Here is a 14,680-nt window from a genome sequence, read left to right on the forward strand (position 1 = left end):
TCCGCCATCCCGCCTCCATCCCACCCACTCGACTTCGGCTATGTTGCTGATCCCCGCCATCGATCTCAAAGACGGCCAGTGCGTGCGCCTCAAGCAGGGCGACATGAACGACTCCACCACCTTCGGCGAAGACCCGGCTGCGATGGCGCGCCGCTGGGTTGATGCCGGGGCGCGCCGCCTGCACCTGGTCGATCTCAACGGGGCCTTCGCCGGCAAGCCGGTGAACGAGTCGGCGATCAAGGCCATCCTGGCCGAAGTGGGCGACGAAATCCCCGTGCAGCTCGGCGGGGGCATCCGCGACCTCGACACCATCGAGCGCTACCTCGACGATGGCCTGAGCTACATCATCATCGGCACGGCCGCGGTGAAGAATCCGGGCTTCCTGAAAGACGCCTGCAGCGCTTTTGGCGGCCACATCATCGTGGGCCTGGACGCCAAGGACGGCAAGGTGGCCACCGACGGCTGGTCCAAGCTCTCGGGCCACGAAGTGATCGACCTCGCCAAGAAATTCGAGGACTACGGTGTCGAGGCCGTGATCTACACCGACATCGGCCGCGACGGCATGCTCACCGGCATCAACATCGACGCCACCGTGAAGTTGGCCCAGGCCCTGAGCATCCCGGTGATCGCCTCGGGCGGTTTGAGCGGCCTGGCCGACATCGAGAAGCTGTGTGCGGTGGAGGACGAGGGGGTCGAGGGCGTGATCTGCGGCCGCGCCATCTACACCGGCGCGCTGGACTTCGCCCAGGCCCAGAAGCGCGCCGACGAGCTCAACGGCGGCGCCTGACGCAGATCCATGCTCGCCAAACGCATCATCCCCTGCCTGGACGTCACCGGCGGCCGTGTCGTCAAGGGCGTCAACTTCGTCGAGCTGCGCGATGCCGGCGATCCGGTCGAGATTGCCGCGCGCTACAACGACCAGGGCGCCGACGAGCTCACGTTTCTGGACATCACCGCCACCAGTGACGGGCGCGACCTGATCCTGCCCATCATCGAGGCGGTGGCCTCCCAGGTCTTCATCCCGCTGACCGTGGGCGGTGGCGTGCGCACGGTGGACGATGTGCGCCGCCTGCTCAACGCCGGGGCCGACAAGGTGAGCTTCAACTCGGCGGCGGTGGCCAACCCGCAGGTCATCCGCGAGGCCTCGGCCAAGTACGGCGCACAGTGCATCGTGGTGGCCATCGACGCCAAGGCCCGCGGCGACGGCAGCGGCTGGGATGTCTACACCCATGGCGGGCGCAAGAACACCGGCCTGGATGCCGTGGCCTGGGCCCGGCAGATGGCCGAGCACGGGGCCGGCGAGATCCTGCTCACCAGCATGGACCGTGACGGCACCAAGAGCGGCTTCGACCTGGCGCTCACTCGGGCGGTCAGCGACGCGGTGAGCGTGCCGGTGATCGCCTCCGGCGGTGTGGGCAGCCTCGAGCACCTGGCCGACGGCATCCAGAAGGGCGGGGCTGACGCCGTGCTGGCCGCCAGCATCTTCCACTACGGCGAATACACCGTCGGGCAGGCCAAGGCCCTGATGGCGTCGAGGGGAATCCCGGTGCGGGCTTGAGGCCGCATGGGGTTGTCACCCATGGTTGCTACACTGTGCCGATGAGCTGGCTCGACGATGTGAAATGGGACGCGGACGGCCTGGTGCCGGTGATTGCCCAGGAGGCGCACACCAAGGACGTCCTGATGTTCGCCTACATGAACCGCGAGGCGCTGGCTGAGACGGCCCGCCGCGGCGAGGCCGTCTACTGGAGCCGCTCGAGGGGCCGCCTGTGGCACAAGGGGGAGGAGTCCGGCCACATCCAGAAGGTGCACGAGATCCGCCTGGATTGCGACGCCGATGTGGTGCTGCTCAGCGTCACGCAGCTCGGCCACGAGCCGGGCATCGCCTGCCATACCGGCCGGCATTCGTGTTTCTTCCAGGTTCTGCGCGACGGGCAGTGGGTCACGGTCGATCCGGTCCTGAAAGACCCGCAGCGCATCTACGGATGAGTCGGATGGATGCCCCGCCCGCCCCTTTGTCCCAGGACGTTCTGGCCCGCCTGGCCGAGGTCATCGAGTCGCGCAAGGGCGGCGATCCTCAGACCTCCTACGTGGCCCGGCTCTTCCACAAGGGCACTGACGCCATCCTGAAGAAGGTGGGCGAGGAAGCCACCGAGACCGTGATGGCTGCCAAGGACGGGGACCGGCGCAAGATCGTCTACGAGGTGGCCGACCTGTGGTTCCACTCGATGGTCGCGCTGGCGCAGTTCGGGCTCAAGCCGTCGGACGTGCTGGCCGAGTTGCAGCGCCGCGAGGGCCTGTCCGGGCTGGAGGAGTTTGCCGCCCGAACGGCCCGTGAACGACGGGAGTCCGGTGCATGAGCGCCCCGTCCGACCCCCGTGAACACTCGCCGGTGAGCGAGATTTTCGGCCCGGGCGGACGCGGCGAGGACTCGCTGCGCACCATCGGCCACATCAGCTACGCCCTGCATGCCATCGTTGCCGTGGGGGCGGTGATCCCGTCCTTCCAGCCCAGCGTGCTGCTGCTGGTGGCGGCCTTCATCCTCGACCTGATCAAGCGCAACGATGCGGCCGGCACCTGGCACGAGTCCCACTTCCGCTGGCGCATCCGCAGCGTGCTGTGGGCGGCCGGCCTGTACCTCCTCACGCTGCCGCTGTGGTTCCTGCTCATCGTGCCGGGCTGGATCGCCTGGTGTGTGATCTCGATCTGGTTCCTCTACCGCGTGGTGCGCGGCTGGCTGGCCCTGAACGACCGCAAACCCATGCCTTTGCCGACCTGACCTCATGAGCCACGACCCGAACTGCATCTTCTGCAAGATCGTTGCCGGCCAGATTCCCTCGAAGAAGGTCTACGAAGACGAGGAAGTGCTGGCCTTCCACGACATCCGGCCGCACGCGCCTGTCCATTTCCTGATCATCCCCAAGCTGCATGTGCCCTCGCTGTGGGAGGTGGGGCCCGAGCACCAGGCCCTGCTGGGGCGCATGCTCACGCTGGCACCACGCCTGGCCCTGGAACAAGGGGCGGGCAATGGCTTCAAAACCCTGATCAACACCGGTGCGGACGGCGGTCAGGAGGTGTATCACCTCCATGTCCATGTCATCGGAGGGCCACGCCCCTGGCGCGTCGGATGAGGCACCGGCCCCGTGAGGGGGGGCAACAAAGCCGTAGAATCGATTTTCCTTCTAGGAGTACATCATGGGTACCTTCAGCATCTGGCACTGGTTGGTCGTGCTGTTGATCGTCGTGCTGGTGTTTGGCACCAAGAAGCTCAAGAACATCGGCTCGGACCTCGGCAGCGCCGTCAAGGGCTTCAAGGATGGCATGCGCGACGGCTCCAGCAGCGGCGAGACCGCCGCACCGGCGCAGCAGGTCACCGCCGAGAAGACCCAGGGCGCCGGTACCACGATCGACGTCGAAGCCAAGACCAAGTCCTGAAGGCCGGCGCCTGCCGGCCTCTGACGGTGCGTCCATGATCGACTTCGGCTTCGACAAGCTGGCCCTGATCGGGGCGGTGGCGCTCATCGTCATCGGCCCCGAGCGGCTGCCCAAGGTCGCCCGCACGGTGGGCCACCTGCTGGGCAAGGCGCAGCGCTACGTGGCCGACGTCAAGGCCGAGGTCAACCGCTCCATCGAGCTCGAAGAGCTCAAGAAGATGAAGACGCAGTTCGAAGACGCCGCCCGCAACGTCGAGCAGACGGTCTCGCAGGAGGTCAACGCCGTCTCCAGCGACTTCGACAAGGCCTGGTCTGAGGTCACCGCGGGCCTGCCCTCGTCCTCCGGTGGCTCCTGGGAGCCGCCGCCGGTGTACAAGCCTCCTCGCAAGAACTGGCGCATCAAGCGCAGTGCCGTGCCTCAGTGGTACCGCCAGCGCCACGGTGTGCGCTCCAGGGTGCAGTCCGGGGCCGCGCGGGTGGCGCGTTTTCGCCCCCCCAGAGTCTCCTCCAAGGCCCGTCCGTGAGCCAGGATCCCAAGCAAGACCGTCCGGACGAACTGGACGGCACCGAGCAGCCCTTCGTCTCCCACCTGATCGAGTTGCGTGACCGCCTGATCCGGTCGCTGATCGCGGTGGGCATCGTCTTCGGCCTGCTGTTCTTGTGGCCCAGCCCCTCGGGCCTGTACGACCTGCTGGCCGCGCCCCTGGTGGCCCACCTGCCGCAGGGCTCGACGATGATCGCCACCAACGTGATCTCGCCCTTCATCGTGCCGCTGAAGATCACGATGATGACGGCCTTCCTGATCGCACTGCCCTATGTGCTCTACCAGGTCTGGGCCTTTGTCGCGCCGGGACTGTACTCGCACGAGAAGAGGCTGGTGCTGCCGCTGGTGATCTCCAGCACCATCCTCTTCCTGCTCGGGGTGGCCTTCTGCTACTTCTTCGTCTTCGGCCAGGTCTTCAGCTTCATCCAGAGCTTTGCACCCAAGAGCATCACGGCCGCGCCCGACATCGAGGCCTATCTCAGCTTCGTGCTGACCATGTTCCTGGCCTTCGGCCTGACCTTCGAGGTGCCCATCGTCGTGGTGGTGCTGGTGCGCATGGGGGTGGTCAGCATCGACAAGCTGCGCAGCTTCCGCAGCTACTTCATCGTGCTGGCCTTCATCATCGCGGCCGTCGTCACGCCGCCCGACGTGATCTCGCAGCTCGCCCTGGCCATCCCGATGTGCCTGCTCTATGAGGCCGGCCTGTGGGCGGCCCAGGTGTTTGCCAAGCACACCCGCGCCCCCGACGCGGAAGAAGACCTCGCGGCCAAGTAGCGCCGCACTCCCCCTGCTCAGACGACGTTCTGCGCTGGCCGCCTGCAGTGCGCGCCGGCGCACTCGCGCGCGCCTGTTCGCCCATCGGTATTAACCATGTATTAAGACTTTAAGATTAATTAAATAATCGTGCCGGCCCCCAGGGCGATCCTGCCCGAAGGTTTCCCAACCAAAGCAAGTAGAAGCACGAGGAGTCTTAACAATGGATAAACATGTTCGCCATCTGGCGAGGTGCATGGCCCTGGCCGCTGCGGCCGGTTTCGCGGCGCCCCAGGCCTTGGCCCTGGAGAGCCACGGCTATTTCCGCGCTGGCCCCGGGGCCACGAAGAAGGATGCCGCTCGCGCCTGTTACGGCCTGCAGGGCCCGGGCCTGAAGTACCGGCTGGGCAACGAGTGCGACTTCTATGGCGAGTTCTTCCTCAGCGAAAACTTCAAGGCCGGTGATGTCGACACCAAAATCCAGTTCACGCCCAACCTCTACAACGCGGGCACCGACACCAATGACGCCAAGCTCGGCCTGGCCGAGATGTTCGTGGAGGGCAAGGGTTTCGACATCGCGCCCGAGGCCAGCTTCTGGGTGGGCAAGCGCTACCACGCCCGCGCCGACGTGCACATCGTCGACACTTTCTTCACGATCCAGGATGGCGTGGGCGCCGGCATGCGCGGCCTCTCGGCAGGGCCGGGCAAGTTTTCGCTGGCCTACTTCCGCACCGACGACGGTGTGAGCGGCACCGCGGGCGACCAGCCGGGCCACCGCGTGAGCGCCGAGTGGTATGACCTGCCCATCAGTGCCGGTGGCAAGCTGCGTCTGGTGGGCACCTACACCAACGGCAGCTTCTCCGGCGGCCAGGACGGTGTGGCCCTTACGGTGCAGCACAACCAGGAGAACTTCCTGGGCCTGGGAGGGGGCAACACCCTGTGGCTGCAGTACGCCCAGGGCTCGGCCAACCTCAACACCGGCTTCGGCAACCTCTTGGCAGGTTCGGGCCACAAGGGTTTCCGAATCGTCGATGCCATCACCTGGCAGCGCGGCGCCTTTGGCGGGCAGGCGATGGCTCTGTGGCAGACGGATCGCCTCGAGGGCGGCGACAAGGTCAACAGCCTCTCGCTGGGCGGCCGGGCATCTTATGCCCTGACCCGGCACTTCAAGATGGTGGCAGAGCTGGGGCATTCCCAGCGCAAGCCCGACGGCGGGGCGGCCCAGAAGCTCACGAAGTTCACGCTGGCGCCCACTCTGAGCACCGGCCCCGGGTTCTGGACCCGTCCGGAGCTGCGCCTGTATGTCACCACTGCCAAGTGGAATGATGCGGCCAATGCAGCGGCCGGTGCGGGCGGCGTCACGGGCCTCGGGGACGGCAAGACCTCGGGCACCAGCTTTGGCGCCCAGGTCGAGGTGTGGTGGTGACCTGAGCGCTTCAGCGCGCGCCGCGGGTGCGCTGCTGGGCAGGCCGCTGGGCGACCTGCACCTGCAGCCCGAGGCGCTCGTTGGCGCGCTGCACCGTGATCGTGGCCGTGCTTTCGGGGCGCAGCGCTGCCACGGCATTGAGCAACTGCACGGTGCTGGTCACCGGCTGGTCTTGCACCTGCACGACCACATCGCCGGGCCGGATACCGGCCTCCTGCGCCGGGCCGCCTTGCAGCACCCCGGTGATCAGCACGCCCTCGCGGATCGGCAGGTTGAAGGTCTGGGCGAGTTCGGGCGTGAGGTCCTGGGGCTCCACCCCGATCCAGCCTCGCGTGACCCGGCCGTCGCGGATCAGGCTTTCCATCACCTGGCGTGCCGTGGTGGCCGGGATCGCGAAGCCGATGCCCATGCTGCCGCCCGAGCGCGAGTAGATGGCCGTGTTGATCCCCATCAGGTTGCCGGCCACATCCACCAGGGCGCCGCCGGAGTTGCCGGGATTGATGGCCGCATCGGTCTGGATGAAATTCTCGAAGGTGTTGATGCCCAACTGGTTGCGTCCCAGGGCACTGACGATGCCCGCGGTGACGGTCTGGCCCACGCCGAAGGGATTGCCGATGGCCAGCACTACGTCGCCCACCTGCAGCGTGGCAGCGTCACCGAAGCTGATGGCGGGCAGGTCGGGTAGGTCGATCTTGAGCACGGCCAGATCGGTCTCGGGGTCGGTGCCCACCACCTGGGCGCTGGCCTTGCGGCCATCTACCAGGCTGACCTCGATGTCGTCGGCACCCTCGATCACGTGGTTGTTGGTGAGCAGGTAGCCCTCGGGCGCGACGATGACGCCTGAGCCCAGGCCGGTCTGGGGCTGGTCATCCGCCGGGTCGCCGAAGAAGAAGCGGAACCAGGGATCGTTGAAATGCGGGTTGCCCACTGGGGCCTTGCTGGTGGCGATGTTGACCACCGCGGGCGAGGCCCGCTTGGCCGCCGGTGCCAGGCTGCCGGGGGGATGGTCCTGGCTGAGCAAGATGGGCGTCTCGGTGATCGTGAGGGTCGGGATCACGCTGCCGGGGGCGCGGCGCAGCCATTCAGGCTTGAGCGTGGCCACGACGAAGAGCACCGCCACCGCGACCGTGACGGCTTGCGAGAAAATCAGCCAGGTTCTGCGCATACAGTGAGTGAAAGGACGCCCGATGAGCTGCCTGCAATCCGGCACCGGCCCCGCCGGGGCCCGCACGCTGCAAGCCTGGTCCCGGGCGGCATGGGGGAGGCCTGAGGCATGATCCACCGCGATGAATTCGGCGCGCAGGTGCACGCCTTGCTGGAGGCGGATCGCTTCCGTGATTATGGGCCGAACGGTCTGCAAGTCGAGGGCCGAGCCGAGATCCGCAAGCTGGTCAGCGGTGTGACGGCCAGCCTGGCCCTGATCGAAGCGGCGGCCCTCGAGGGGGCCGACGCGATCCTCGTCCATCATGGACTGTTCTGGCGCGGGCAGGACGGCCGGGTGACGGGCTGGATGAAGCGGCGCCTGCAGGTGCTGCTGGCCCACGAGATCAACCTGTATGCCTACCACCTGCCGCTGGATGCCCATCCGCAATGGGGCAACAATGCCCAACTGGGGCAAAAGCTCAGGCTGTCGGTGCAGGGGCGCTTTGGTGACCAGGACCTGGGCTTCCTGGGGGTGCCGGCCCAGCCGCTCACTGTGGCCGCTCTGACGGCCTTGCTGCAGTACCGGTTGGGCCGTGTCCCGGTGGTGGTGGAGGGCGACGGCCGGCCGCTGCGGCGACTGGCCTGGTGCACCGGCGGTGCCCAGGGCTATTTCGAGGCGGCCATCGCGGCCGGGGCCGACGCCTTCCTGACCGGCGAGATCTCCGAGCCCCAGGCCCACTACGCCCGCGAGACCGGGGTGGCCTACTTCGCCTGCGGCCACCATGCCACCGAACGCTTCGGGGCGGCAGCCTTGGGGGCCCATCTGGCCGAGCGCTTCGGCCTGGAACACCGGTTCATCGACATCGACAACCCAGCCTGAGGGGCTGCGCGCACCTGCCGCCTGAAGCCCTCCGCGCTCGTGTGAACGAGTTGGCGCGGCGCGCATGGATCTGCGTTGATGTTCGTCAATCGCACCTGTATTCAGGGTTTACCCTTGGTTCGTCCCTACAATCCGCGCGGCGAGCTCGCTACGAGCGGCTCGTGTGGATGATCCTGACCGGGGAGAGCTTGATGAAAACCACATCATGGGTGGCGCGCGGCTTGGTCGCGCTGGGGGCTTGCGCGTTTGCCGCGCTGAGCCAAGCGCAAATCGTGGTGGGGCAGGTGGCGCCCTTCAGTGGCCCGCAGGCGGTGACGGGGCGGGCCATTCACGCAGGAGCCAAACTGTATTTCGAAGCCGTCAACGCCCAGGGGGGTGTCAAGGGGCAGCGGATTCGCTTCGTGACCCGCGATGATGCGCAAAAGGCTGACGAAACGGTGCGTCAGGTCAAGGCGATGATGGCCGAGGACTCGCCGGTGGCCTTGATCGGTACGGTTGGCACGACCAATTTGGAGGCGTTGGTTCAGGATGGGGTGTTGCTCACCCATCGAGTATCCATGGTGGGCGCTGTATCGGGCGCAGCCTCGGTGGCCAAAGCGCAGAACATTTATGTCGTCAAGGCCAGCTATCACGATGAGATCGGCCGTTTGTTTCGGCAGTTGTCCCAGATGGGTGTGCGCCGTGTCGGCTTGCTCTATCAAGATGACGGGTTGGGGCAGGATGTTCGTACGGGGGCACAGGTGGCGGCACAAGCGCATGGCATCACCCTGGTCGCGCAGGCGCCCTATCCACGCAACACCACCGAGGTGATGCCTGCGGTGAACCAGCTGGTGCAAGCCAATCCTCAGGTGATCTTCCTGGGGGCCACGACGGCTGCAGCCATCGAGTTTGTGCGCCGTTACGCAGAGGCTGGCGGTCAGGCAACGATGTATGGCATGTCGATCATCGACACGGACGCTTTGCTCAAAGCGCTGGGGCCTGAGCGCGCGCGGGGCTATGCTTTCTCAGTGGTCTTGCCCTTGCACAACCGCCAAGACCGTGCCGTGGTGCGTGAGTACCTCGCCTTGCGTGAAAAGTCCAAAGATCCGGATTTGTCGGCGCGTTCGATCGAGGGATTCATCGCTGCCAAAGCGCTGGTCCATGCGTTGGAGCGTGCACCGCGTTGGACGCCAGAGGCGGTCAGTGCCACCCTGAGCAGCCTGCGCAACCTGGATGTGGGTGGCTATGTGCTGGACTTCAGTCAACAAGGGCGCACAGGGTCCCGGTATGTCGACTTTGCCATGATCGGATCGGGCGGCAAGCTGGTGCAATGATCAGCCCGTGGGCACCGCGAGTGCCCGAGGCGGGCCTTCAGTTGTTCAACGGGGATCCACCGGTTCGGCGATGCGTCGCGTCACCACCGGGGGGCGGTCGCCGATGTGGAAGGCCAGGCGGCGCTCACGCAGGTGCACGTCGGCGGCGGTCACGCGGTCGAAGCGCCGCAAGTGCTCGACCCAGGACTCGTCGATGAAGTACTCGGTGTACAGGCCCGGGTCGTTGACGTCGCGGAACAGCTCCCAGGCCAGGGCGCCCTGGCGCAGGCGGCTGCGCCGGCTTTCCTGCATCACCTCACGGAAGGCGGCAGCCTGCGCCGGGTCGATGCGGTATTCGATCGTGACGAGCACCGGCCCGGCATCGGGATCGACCGGCGTGGCGGTCACTGGGGGCTTCCAGGCCTGCGAGGGCGTGAGGTCTTCCTCGGCCCCGCCGTCGACCACCATGCGCCGCGCCCACAGGAGCAGCAGCATCCCGGTGGCGGCCGCGGCCAGCAGGCTGGCGGGCACACTGGCGAGGCTGGCCACCTTGCCCCACAGCGCCGCCGAGAGTCCGGCGCTGCCCATCAGGGCCATCTGGTAGATCGACATGCCGCGTGCGCGCACCCAGTCGGGCAGGGCGAGCTGGGCGGCCACTGTGAGGGTGTTGGCCACGGTGATCCAGGCCATGCCGCTGACGAACATGGCCGGCACAGCCAGCCAGGCCTGGGGCGCAAAGGCCACGACGACGGTCATGGCCGCCTGCAGCACCGAACCGCCGTTGACGAGCTGGTCACGGGTGTAGCGCGCGCGCAGCCTGGGCAACTGGGCTGCCGCCACCACGGCGCCGCTGCCCATGGCCGCCAGCAGCAGGGTGAAGGTGCCCGCGCCGCCGCCGTCCAGGCCGCGCGCGATCACCGGCAGCAGGGCCAGCACGGCGGTGGACTGCAAGAAGAACAGTGCGATGCGCACCAGCACGGCGTGCATCCGTGTGGACTGGCGCACATACTGCCAGCCCACGCGGATGGCGCCGACGAAGCGCTCGCCGGGCAGGGCGCTGACGGTGCGCTCGCGCTTCCAGCGCAGGATCACGAAGCCCGCGGCCACCGACAGCACGGCATTGAGCACGAAGACATAGGCGCTGCCCAGGCTGGCGATGATGGCGCCGGCCAGCAGCGGGCCGATGATGCGCGAAGCGTTCATCGCAATCCCGTTGAGCGCCAGGGCGGCAGGCAATTGCAGGCGCGGCACCAGCTCGGGCACGATGGCGGCGAACACCGGCCAGCGCATGGCCAAGCCGATGCCGTTGGCGAAGGTCAGGGCCAGCAGCAAAGCCGGTGTGATGAGCTGGGCCAGCACGAGCACGCAGGTCACCACCGCCACGGCGGCCACCCAGAACTGCGTGACGACGAAAAAGAGCCGCCGGTCGAGGATGTCGGCCAGGGCCCCGCTGGGCAACCCCAGCAGGAAGACGGGCAGCATCGAGGCCGTCTGCACCAGGGCGACCAGCGCCGGCGAGGTCGTCAGCGTGGTCATCAGCCAGGCGGCGGCCACATCGTTCATCCACATGCAGGTGTTGGCCGCCAGCCAGGTGAGCCAGAGCATGCGGAACACCGGCTGGGCGAGCGGGGCCCAGGCCGAGGCCGACGCCGCTTTCGCGGCGGGCGCTGGGGCAGGGGAGGCAGAAGGCTCGGATGGGTTCAAGGCAACCTCGATGATGCCTCAAACCCGCCGAGCGTGCGCGCGCGGCGAAGGCGGCGTTCAGTCTAGATTCAGCCGAGCGCGTTGGCGTCGGCCACGGCCAGCGCGGTGATGTTGACGATGCGTCTCACGGTGGCCGAGGGCGTCAGGATGTGCGCCGGTGCGGCCGCGCCCAGCAGGATGGGGCCGACCGTCACGCCCTGGCCGCCGGTCATCTTCAGCACGTTGAAAAGGATGTTGGCGGCATCCAGGTTGGGCAGCACCAGCACATTGGCCGCGCCGCGCAGGGTCGAGCCGGGCAGGTAGGTCTCGCGCACCGCCTCGCTCAGGGCCGCGTCGCCGTGCATCTCGCCATCGGCCTCGACGTCGGGGCGGCGTTGCACGAAGAGGTCGCGCGCGGCGCGCATCTTGCGTGCCGAGGGGCGCGTGCTGGAGCCGAACATCGAGTGCGACAGGAAGGCTACACGCGGGGGCAGCCCGAAGCGGCGCACCGCATCGGCGGCCTGCACCGCGATGTCGGCCAGCGTGGCGGCGTCCGGGTCCTCGTTCACGAAGGTGTCGGCGATGAACAAGGTGTGCTTGTCCAGCATCAGCGCGTTCATCGCGGCGAAGCCGCTGGCGCCGGCCTTCAGGCCGATGAGGTCGCGCACGTGTTCCAGGTGGGCCTCGTAGCGCCCCACCAGGCCGCAGACCATCCCGTCGGCATCGCCCAGGTGCACCATCATGGTCGCAATCAGCGTGTTGGAGCGTCGCAGGGCCACCTTGGCCATCTCGGGGGTCACGCCGTCACGGGCCTTGAGGCGGTGGTAGGTCTCCCAGTACTGGCGGAAGCGCGGGTCGTCCTCGGGGTTGACCACCTCGAAGTCGCGGCCGGGCTGCAGGCGCAAGCCGGCACGTTCCAGGCGCATCTGGATCACGTGGGGGCGGCCCACGAGGATGGGCCGGACCAGCTTTTCGTCCAGCGCGATCTGCACCGCACGCAGCACGCGTTCGTCCTCGCCTTCGGCGTAGGCGATGCGCCGGGGCGCAGCCTTGGCCGCCTGGAAGACCGGCCGCATGAACAGCCCCGTGTGCGTCACGAAGCGCGTGAGCGATTCGCGGTAGGCGTCCAGGTCGGCGATCGGGCGGGTGGCCACGCCGGAGTCGGCCGCCGCCTGGGCCACGGCCGGGGCGATGCGCAGGATCAGACGGGCGTCGAAAGGCGTGGGGATGAGGTAGTCGGGCCCGAAGCGCAGCTCACGCCCGGCATAGGCCGAGGCCACCTCGTCGCTGATCTCGGCCTTGGCCAGGTCGGCGATCTGGCGCACGCAGGCCACCTTCATCGCCTCGGTGATGCGCGTGGCGCCGCTGTCGAGCGCGCCGCGGAAGATGTAGGGAAAGCACAGGACGTTGTTGACCTGGTTGGGGTAGTCCGAGCGGCCGGTGGCGATGATGCAGTCGGGCCGCGCCGCCTTGGCCACCTCGGGGCGGATCTCCGGCTCGGGGTTGGCCAGCGCCAGGATGATGGGTCGCTCCGCCATGGTCTTCACCATCTCGGCGGTGAGCACGCCCGGGGCCGAGCAGCCCAGGAAGACGTCGGCGCCGCGCACCGCGTCGGCCAGGGTGCGCGCCTCGGTCTTCTGCACATAGCGCTGCTTGGATTCGTCGAGCCGGTCTTCGCGGCGGTCGTGGATCACGCCCTTGGAGTCGCACACGAAGATGTGCTCGCGCTTCACACCCAGTTCCACCATCAGGTCCAGGCAGGCGATGGCCGCAGCCCCTGCGCCCGAGACGGCGAGCTTCACGTCGCCGATGCGCTTGCCCACCAGCTCCAGGCCATTGAGCAAGGCGGCGGCGGAGATGATGGCCGTGCCGTGCTGGTCGTCGTGGAAGACGGGGATGTTCATGCGCTCGCGCAGCTTCTTCTCGATGTAGAAGCACTCAGGCGCCTTGATGTCCTCGAGATTGACGCCGCCCAGCGTGGGTTCGAGCGCAGCGATGATCTCGATCAGTTTGTCCGGGTCCTTCTCGGCCAGCTCGATGTCGAAGACGTCGATCCCGGCAAACTTCTTGAACAGACAGCCCTTGCCCTCCATGACCGGCTTGCCCGCCAGCGGGCCGATGTCGCCCAGCCCCAGCACGGCGGTGCCGTTGGTGACCACGCCGACGAGGTTGCCGCGCGAGGTGTAGTCGGCCGCCAGGCGAGGGTCCTCCTCGATGGCCAGACAGGCATAGGCCACGCCGGGCGAGTAGGCGAGCGAGAGGTCGCGCTGGTTGGACAGCGGCTTGGTGGGTGCCACGGCGATCTTGCCGCGCACCGGGCTGCGGTGGTATTCGAGGGCGGCGTCGCGCAGAGCCTGTTCGGCGGGCGACAGCGGGGTCTTGGCGGCCATGAGGTGCTCCTTGAAGCTTGCGGGACGCTGACGTCCCCGCAAGCCTCAAGCCTACCCTTTTGCGCGGTGCGGATTCATGGCGTGGAAGGTTGGGCAGCTTACGCCGGGTGGGCCTTCCCCGGGGCGGCGTTCACCGCCACACGTCCACCACGGTGCGCCCGCGCACCTGGCCCGCCAGCAGCTTCGGACAATACCCGATCACCTCGCTCAGGCCGATCTCGGTGGTCATCGCCTCCAGCCGCTGGGCCGGGACATGCTGCGCGAGCAGGTCCCAGGCCCTGCGGCGCGTGTCGTGGTCGGTGAAGACGCTGTTGATGCCGTACAACGTGACCCCGCGCAGAATGAAAGGCATCACCGTGCCGGGGAAGTCGGCCCCCTGGGCCAGGCCGCAGGCGGCCACGGCGCCGTTCCAGCGTGTGGCGGCACAGGCATTGGCCAGGGTGTGGCTGCCCACGGTGTCGACCACGCCGGCCCAGCGCTCGCTCTGCAGCGGCTTGCCGGGTTGGGTGAATTCCTGGCGGTCCACGCAGCGGGCGGCGCCCAGGCTGCGCAGGTAGTCGGCCTCCTGGGGCCGCCCGGTCGAGGCCACCACCGTGTAGCCCAGGCTGCCCAGCAGAGCCACCGCGACCGAGCCCACGCCGCCGGCCGCACCGGTGACGAGCACCTCGCCGTCTCCTGGCTGCAGGCCGTGACGCTGCAAGGCCATCACGCACAGCGCGGCGGTGAAGCCCGCGGTGGCAATCGCCATCGACTGCCGGGCGGTGTAGGCCGCCGGCCGTCGCAGCAGCCAGCCGGCCTTCAGCCGGGCCTTCTGGGCCAGGCCCCCCCAATGCGTCTCGCCCAGGCCCCAGCCGGTCACGACCACCGGGTCGCCCGCGCGCCAGGCCGGATCGGTGCTGGCCTCGACCGTGCCGGCCAGATCGATGCCCGGCACCATCGGCCAGGTGCGCACGATGGCCCCGCGGCCGGTCACGGCCAGCGCGTCTTTGTAGTTGAGGGTGGAGTATTCGACCTTCACGGTCACCTCCCCCTCGGGCAGCTGGGCGTCGTCCAGGTCGACCAGCGCGGCGCGGGTCTGGCGGTCCTCTTGGGTCAGTAGCAAGGCTTTGAACATCGGGGCGTCTCCTTCCATGGC

Annotated in this window: 16 protein-coding genes; 12 read left to right on the plus strand and 4 right to left on the minus strand. The window is 67.9% G+C overall.

The window, feature by feature from the left end:
- The first annotated feature begins 40 nt into the window (after positions 1-40).
- The 10 genes from hisA (at position 41) to AC1ECW_RS03520 (ending at position 6,157) form a co-directional block, all read left to right on the plus strand.
- The gene (gene hisA / locus AC1ECW_RS03475) at positions 41-787 is read left to right on the plus strand and encodes a 1-(5-phosphoribosyl)-5-[(5-phosphoribosylamino)methylideneamino]imidazole-4-carboxamide isomerase (protein WP_409708349.1); all 747 of its coding nucleotides are present in this window, start codon (positions 41-43) and stop codon (positions 785-787) included.
- A 9-nt stretch (positions 788-796) separates the two neighbouring features.
- A complete protein-coding gene (gene hisF, locus AC1ECW_RS03480) occupies positions 797-1,558 on the plus strand; it encodes an imidazole glycerol phosphate synthase subunit HisF (RefSeq protein WP_409708352.1) in 762 nt (253 codons plus the stop codon).
- 41 nt (positions 1,559-1,599) lie between these two features.
- The gene (gene hisI / locus AC1ECW_RS03485) at positions 1,600-1,989 is read left to right on the plus strand and encodes a phosphoribosyl-AMP cyclohydrolase (RefSeq protein WP_409708355.1); all 390 of its coding nucleotides are present in this window, start codon (positions 1,600-1,602) and stop codon (positions 1,987-1,989) included.
- Entirely contained in the window at positions 1,986-2,360 is a 375-nt protein-coding gene (locus tag AC1ECW_RS03490; protein ID WP_481201216.1) for a phosphoribosyl-ATP diphosphatase, read from the plus strand. The genes hisI and AC1ECW_RS03490 overlap by 4 nt, the downstream gene beginning before the upstream one ends.
- Positions 2,357-2,779, plus strand: coding sequence for a DUF4870 family protein (locus tag AC1ECW_RS03495; RefSeq protein ID WP_409708361.1), 423 nt, complete (start codon positions 2,357-2,359; stop codon positions 2,777-2,779). Before AC1ECW_RS03490 ends, AC1ECW_RS03495 begins: the two co-directional genes overlap by 4 nt.
- A gap of 4 nt (positions 2,780-2,783) precedes the next feature.
- A complete protein-coding gene (locus AC1ECW_RS03500) occupies positions 2,784-3,131 on the plus strand; it encodes a histidine triad nucleotide-binding protein (RefSeq protein WP_409708364.1) in 348 nt (115 codons plus the stop codon).
- A gap of 64 nt (positions 3,132-3,195) precedes the next feature.
- Entirely contained in the window at positions 3,196-3,435 is a 240-nt protein-coding gene (gene tatA, locus AC1ECW_RS03505; RefSeq protein ID WP_409708367.1) for a Sec-independent protein translocase subunit TatA, read from the plus strand.
- 34 nt (positions 3,436-3,469) lie between these two features.
- Positions 3,470-3,958 carry a Sec-independent protein translocase protein TatB gene (gene tatB / locus AC1ECW_RS03510; RefSeq protein WP_409708370.1) on the plus strand — a complete coding sequence of 163 codons (489 nt, stop codon included), beginning with the start codon at positions 3,470-3,472 and terminating at the stop codon, positions 3,956-3,958.
- The gene (tatC, locus tag AC1ECW_RS03515; protein WP_481201217.1) at positions 3,955-4,752 is read left to right on the plus strand and encodes a twin-arginine translocase subunit TatC; all 798 of its coding nucleotides are present in this window, start codon (positions 3,955-3,957) and stop codon (positions 4,750-4,752) included. The genes tatB and tatC overlap by 4 nt, the downstream gene beginning before the upstream one ends.
- A 235-nt stretch (positions 4,753-4,987) precedes the next feature.
- Positions 4,988-6,157 (plus strand): carbohydrate porin, encoded by a 1,170-nt coding sequence (locus AC1ECW_RS03520; RefSeq protein ID WP_481201218.1) that lies wholly within the window; start codon positions 4,988-4,990, stop codon positions 6,155-6,157.
- Positions 6,158-6,167: 10 nt separating this feature from the next.
- On the opposite strand, the gene AC1ECW_RS03525 is transcribed toward AC1ECW_RS03520, so the two are convergent.
- The gene (locus AC1ECW_RS03525) at positions 6,168-7,322 is read right to left on the minus strand and encodes a trypsin-like peptidase domain-containing protein (protein WP_409707641.1); all 1,155 of its coding nucleotides are present in this window, start codon (positions 7,320-7,322) and stop codon (positions 6,168-6,170) included.
- A 108-nt stretch (positions 7,323-7,430) separates the two neighbouring features.
- Here AC1ECW_RS03525 and AC1ECW_RS03530 point away from each other — a divergent pair, with 108 nt between their 5' ends.
- On the plus strand, positions 7,431-8,180 hold the full coding sequence (locus AC1ECW_RS03530; protein ID WP_409707644.1) for a Nif3-like dinuclear metal center hexameric protein: 750 nt from the start codon (positions 7,431-7,433) through the stop codon (positions 8,178-8,180).
- Between the two features lie 167 nt (positions 8,181-8,347).
- A complete protein-coding gene (locus AC1ECW_RS03535) occupies positions 8,348-9,493 on the plus strand; it encodes an ABC transporter substrate-binding protein (RefSeq protein WP_481201320.1) in 1,146 nt (381 codons plus the stop codon).
- Between the two features lie 45 nt (positions 9,494-9,538).
- On the opposite strand, the gene AC1ECW_RS03540 is transcribed toward AC1ECW_RS03535, so the two are convergent.
- The 3 genes from AC1ECW_RS03540 to acuI form a co-directional block, all read right to left on the minus strand.
- Positions 9,539-11,176 (minus strand): MFS transporter, encoded by a 1,638-nt coding sequence (locus tag AC1ECW_RS03540; protein ID WP_409707647.1) that lies wholly within the window; start codon positions 11,174-11,176, stop codon positions 9,539-9,541.
- 68 nt (positions 11,177-11,244) lie between these two features.
- Positions 11,245-13,545, minus strand: a complete 2,301-nt coding sequence (locus tag AC1ECW_RS03545; RefSeq protein WP_409707650.1) for an NADP-dependent malic enzyme — start codon at positions 13,543-13,545, stop codon at positions 11,245-11,247.
- A gap of 130 nt (positions 13,546-13,675) precedes the next feature.
- Positions 13,676-14,659, minus strand: coding sequence for an acrylyl-CoA reductase (NADPH) (gene acuI / locus AC1ECW_RS03550; protein WP_481201219.1), 984 nt, complete (start codon positions 14,657-14,659; stop codon positions 13,676-13,678).
- Positions 14,660-14,680: the final 21 nt, after the last annotated feature.

It is taken from the genome of Caldimonas hydrothermalis, assembly GCF_056746695.1.

Coding starts and splice junctions, on each gene's coding strand:
- hisA (WP_409708349.1), top strand. CDS start 41: ATGTTGCTGATCCCCGCCATCGATCTCAAAGACGGCCAGTGCGTGCGC.
- hisF (WP_409708352.1), top strand. CDS start 797: ATGCTCGCCAAACGCATCATCCCCTGCCTGGACGTCACCGGCGGCCGT.
- hisI (WP_409708355.1), top strand. CDS start 1,600: ATGAGCTGGCTCGACGATGTGAAATGGGACGCGGACGGCCTGGTGCCG.
- AC1ECW_RS03490 (WP_481201216.1), top strand. CDS start 1,986: ATGAGTCGGATGGATGCCCCGCCCGCCCCTTTGTCCCAGGACGTTCTG.
- AC1ECW_RS03495 (WP_409708361.1), top strand. CDS start 2,357: ATGAGCGCCCCGTCCGACCCCCGTGAACACTCGCCGGTGAGCGAGATT.
- AC1ECW_RS03500 (WP_409708364.1), top strand. CDS start 2,784: ATGAGCCACGACCCGAACTGCATCTTCTGCAAGATCGTTGCCGGCCAG.
- tatA (WP_409708367.1), top strand. CDS start 3,196: ATGGGTACCTTCAGCATCTGGCACTGGTTGGTCGTGCTGTTGATCGTC.
- tatB (WP_409708370.1), top strand. CDS start 3,470: ATGATCGACTTCGGCTTCGACAAGCTGGCCCTGATCGGGGCGGTGGCG.
- AC1ECW_RS03520 (WP_481201218.1), top strand. CDS start 4,988: ATGGCCCTGGCCGCTGCGGCCGGTTTCGCGGCGCCCCAGGCCTTGGCC.
- AC1ECW_RS03525 (WP_409707641.1), bottom strand. CDS start 7,322: ATGCGCAGAACCTGGCTGATTTTCTCGCAAGCCGTCACGGTCGCGGTG.
- AC1ECW_RS03530 (WP_409707644.1), top strand. CDS start 7,431: ATGATCCACCGCGATGAATTCGGCGCGCAGGTGCACGCCTTGCTGGAG.
- AC1ECW_RS03535 (WP_481201320.1), top strand. CDS start 8,348: ATGATCCTGACCGGGGAGAGCTTGATGAAAACCACATCATGGGTGGCG.
- AC1ECW_RS03545 (WP_409707650.1), bottom strand. CDS start 13,545: ATGGCCGCCAAGACCCCGCTGTCGCCCGCCGAACAGGCTCTGCGCGAC.
- acuI (WP_481201219.1), bottom strand. CDS start 14,659: ATGTTCAAAGCCTTGCTACTGACCCAAGAGGACCGCCAGACCCGCGCC.